Genomic DNA, 2,724 nt, shown 5'->3' with positions numbered 1-2,724 from the left:
GGACTACATACGCATCTCACCCATTCCGGACGCCGCAACAGCCCTCCGGAAGATCGACGGATGGATCGAAGACTATAATGAAATCCACCCACACTCAGCGCTGAAAATGGCCTCCMCAAGGGAGTTCATCAAAGCATTGTCTCAATAGCTGATCTGTCCGGCGAAATGGGGGGCACTCCATATCTGAGTCCGTTGCTATGTGGTAAAAGCGAAACTGGTGACCCAGCGGGTTAAATCCACCCGCTTACAAATGAGGTCGCCAAAACTGATGTCACACCAATGATGGCATCCCGCCGCTCATCCGACCATTTGCCGACCCGGGCTTGCCGCGTCCCTTTCCAGAGAACATATCTAGCTCTCACCAAGAGGTTTTTCTGGCGGACGTGGGTTTAGAGGAATCCTTGAAATGGATCTGCAACTCACTGGCAAAAAGGCACTGGTAACCGGCTCGACTCGGGGAATTGGGTTCGCCATCGCTGAGCGCCTCGCGTCGGAAGGAGCCGACGTCGCGATTTGCGCCCGCAGCGGCGACGCCGTGCAGGACGCGGTCAAGGTACTAGAATCCAAGGGAGGCAAGGCTTGGGGCCGGGCCGTGGACGTCAAAGACCGGGCAGCACTTTGTAGCTGGGTTGAAAGCGCTGCGGAGGCGCTTGGTGGTATCGACATTTTGGTGGCAAACGCCAGCGCCCTATCTTTCGGACTTAGTATCGAGGCGTTCCATTCGGCCTTAGACGTCGATCTGATCCACACTGTGACGGCGGTCGAGGCGGTTATTCCGCACCTTGAGCGATCACAGATGGGGAGCATTGTCGCCATCGGCTCGGTCGGGGGAATAGAGGATTCAGAGCTCAATTCCTACACAGATGTGTCCTATGGCGCCATAAAGGCTGCACTGCACTTTTACATCAAGTCGCTCGCCCGGACCGTGGCTCCAAAGGGTATCCGAGCCAATGTTGTCAGCCCCGGTTCGACGTTGTTTGACGGTGGTGCCTGGGATCAAATCAAGAGCGAGCAACCCGAACATTTCCGCAATGCGGTTGCCATGATCCCGATGGGCCGCATGGCGAGGCCAGAGGAGATCGCCAACGTTGTCGCATTCATGGCGAGCCCAGCGGCGAGCTACGTCACCGGCGCCAATGTGGTGGTCGACGGCGCCTTCACGCGACGCATCTAAGCCAATGCGTCACATTCTCTCCCGCCGCCCAGGAGACAGAGTTGTGCAGGAAGCTTATTCAATCAATGGAGAAGGGGCATCCAAAACCTTTTCCACCGCAAGCACGCCGATCCGCACACCTATACGCGCCCTACATAAATCATATGTCTGACCTCGGTCTAATCCCCGAAGTCGTTCCTTCATACTGTTCAAATGAGCCGCAGGGGCGGCCGTTTAGAAGGTGAAAGGAACGAAAATGGGTAAGCTGGACAACAAGATCGCCATCGTGACTGGCGGCAGCGACGGCATGGGATACGAAACGGCGAAGCTCTATATCGCCGAGGGCGCGGAGGTCATCATCACGGGCCGCAATCGTGAAGCTGGCGAGGCCGCCGCGCAGAAGATCAACGCAGACTTCGTTCAGGGCGACATTTCCAAGCTCCAGGACATCATCCGTCTCCGCGATCACGTGAAGGATAAGTACGGTCGCGTTGACGTGTTGTTCGCCAACGCTGGCGGCGGCAAGCTGATCGCCTTTGATGAAGTATCCGAAGACGATTTCGACTTCACCGTCGACACGAACTTCAAGGGCACCTTCTTCACGATCCAGAAGCTTCTTCCACTCATTTCGGACGGTGGCTCGATCATCATCAACAGCTCCATCGCTGGCTCGAAAGGCTTCCCGAACTTCAGCGTCTACTCGGCCACGAAGGCTGCGCTGCGCTCGTTCGCCCGCACGCTTACGACCGATCTGAGCTCGCGCCGCATCCGCGTCAACGCACTGGCACCGGGTCATATCGCCACGAACATCATGGTGAAGTCCGGCCTCAGTGAAGAGAGCGTCCAGGGCATCAACAACCATATCCTGACGCTCGTTCCGCTCGGCCGCCTTGGCTCTGGTCAAGACATTGCGGGCCCGGCGCTGTTCCTCGCTTCCGACGACAGCTCTTACGTTTCCGGTATCGAGCTGACCGTCGACGGCGGCCTCGCACAGATCTGATCAGAATCCCGCGCCGGCGACGGCGCGGATATTCCCTCGTGCGGACCGGAGGGAAGACGAGACGTCTGGTTCAAGGCAGACGAGGTGTTGCGCTGTCCCGGTATTGCCTCCATCAGGGGTCGCGCGACACCGAAGTCACGGTCGAGAAGCTCGGCCCCGTGACGCGGACGATTGCCGCAAGACCGCGATAGCCCAGTTGCAGTTGCTTGCGCGACGCATGCACGGAATGCGTACCAGCCATAACATGACTTGCATCCGAGAGATGCAATGGCCATTTCACGATCATCGCCACGACACTTCACGAAAATTCGCTACGCGCCCGATCCGGCCGCGTGAGGAGACCGTTATGAATGGCATTTCGAAGACACTTACTGAAATGACGCTGCTCGAGCGGACCAACCTCCTCGATACCGTTGCTGATGCGCTTGAAGCCACAGCGGACGAGGCTGAGGGTGAAGGCGACAGTCGCTTTGCCGCGAACTCTATGTGCGTTGTGAAGACGATCCGCGGATTGTCCGGAGAGCTTGGTCAGCGAGACCTTGCATCAGCCGAGTTGCTGCTTGAGCAGGGA

5 protein-coding genes are annotated in these 2,724 nt (G+C 57.9%); 4 read left to right on the top strand and 1 reads right to left on the bottom strand.

Going from position 1 to position 2,724, the window contains the following annotated elements:
* The 3 genes from AC1D35_RS35475 to AC1D35_RS35465 form a co-directional block, all read left to right on the top strand.
* The coding region (locus AC1D35_RS35475) for an integrase core domain-containing protein (protein ID WP_477942631.1) at nucleotides 1-148 on the top strand (148 nt) is incomplete at its 5' end.
* Between the two features lie 258 nt (nucleotides 149-406).
* Nucleotides 407-1,174, top strand: coding sequence for an SDR family NAD(P)-dependent oxidoreductase (locus AC1D35_RS35470; RefSeq protein ID WP_477942629.1), 768 nt, complete (start codon nucleotides 407-409; stop codon nucleotides 1,172-1,174).
* A 235-nt stretch (nucleotides 1,175-1,409) separates the two neighbouring features.
* Entirely contained in the window at nucleotides 1,410-2,153 is a 744-nt protein-coding gene (locus AC1D35_RS35465; RefSeq protein ID WP_477942627.1) for an SDR family NAD(P)-dependent oxidoreductase, read from the top strand.
* A 112-nt stretch (nucleotides 2,154-2,265) separates the two neighbouring features.
* On the opposite strand, the gene AC1D35_RS35460 is transcribed toward AC1D35_RS35465, so the two are convergent.
* The gene (locus AC1D35_RS35460; protein ID WP_477942625.1) at nucleotides 2,266-2,394 is read right to left on the bottom strand and encodes a hypothetical protein; all 129 of its coding nucleotides are present in this window, start codon (nucleotides 2,392-2,394) and stop codon (nucleotides 2,266-2,268) included.
* 105 nt (nucleotides 2,395-2,499) lie between these two features.
* Between AC1D35_RS35460 and AC1D35_RS35455 the strand changes: the two genes are divergently transcribed.
* Nucleotides 2,500-2,724: hypothetical protein (locus tag AC1D35_RS35455; protein WP_477942623.1), on the top strand; the 225-nt coding region annotated here is incomplete at its 3' end.

This window comes from Rhizobium sp. P1_E6 (assembly GCF_056405875.1).
This window is presented reverse-complemented; position numbering and strand designations above follow the sequence as displayed.

Coding starts and splice junctions, on each gene's coding strand:
- AC1D35_RS35465 (WP_477942627.1), top strand. CDS start 1,410: ATGGGTAAGCTGGACAACAAGATCGCCATCGTGACTGGCGGCAGCGAC.
- AC1D35_RS35460 (WP_477942625.1), bottom strand. CDS start 2,394: ATGGCTGGTACGCATTCCGTGCATGCGTCGCGCAAGCAACTGCAACTG.
- AC1D35_RS35470 (WP_477942629.1), top strand. CDS start 407: ATGGATCTGCAACTCACTGGCAAAAAGGCACTGGTAACCGGCTCGACT.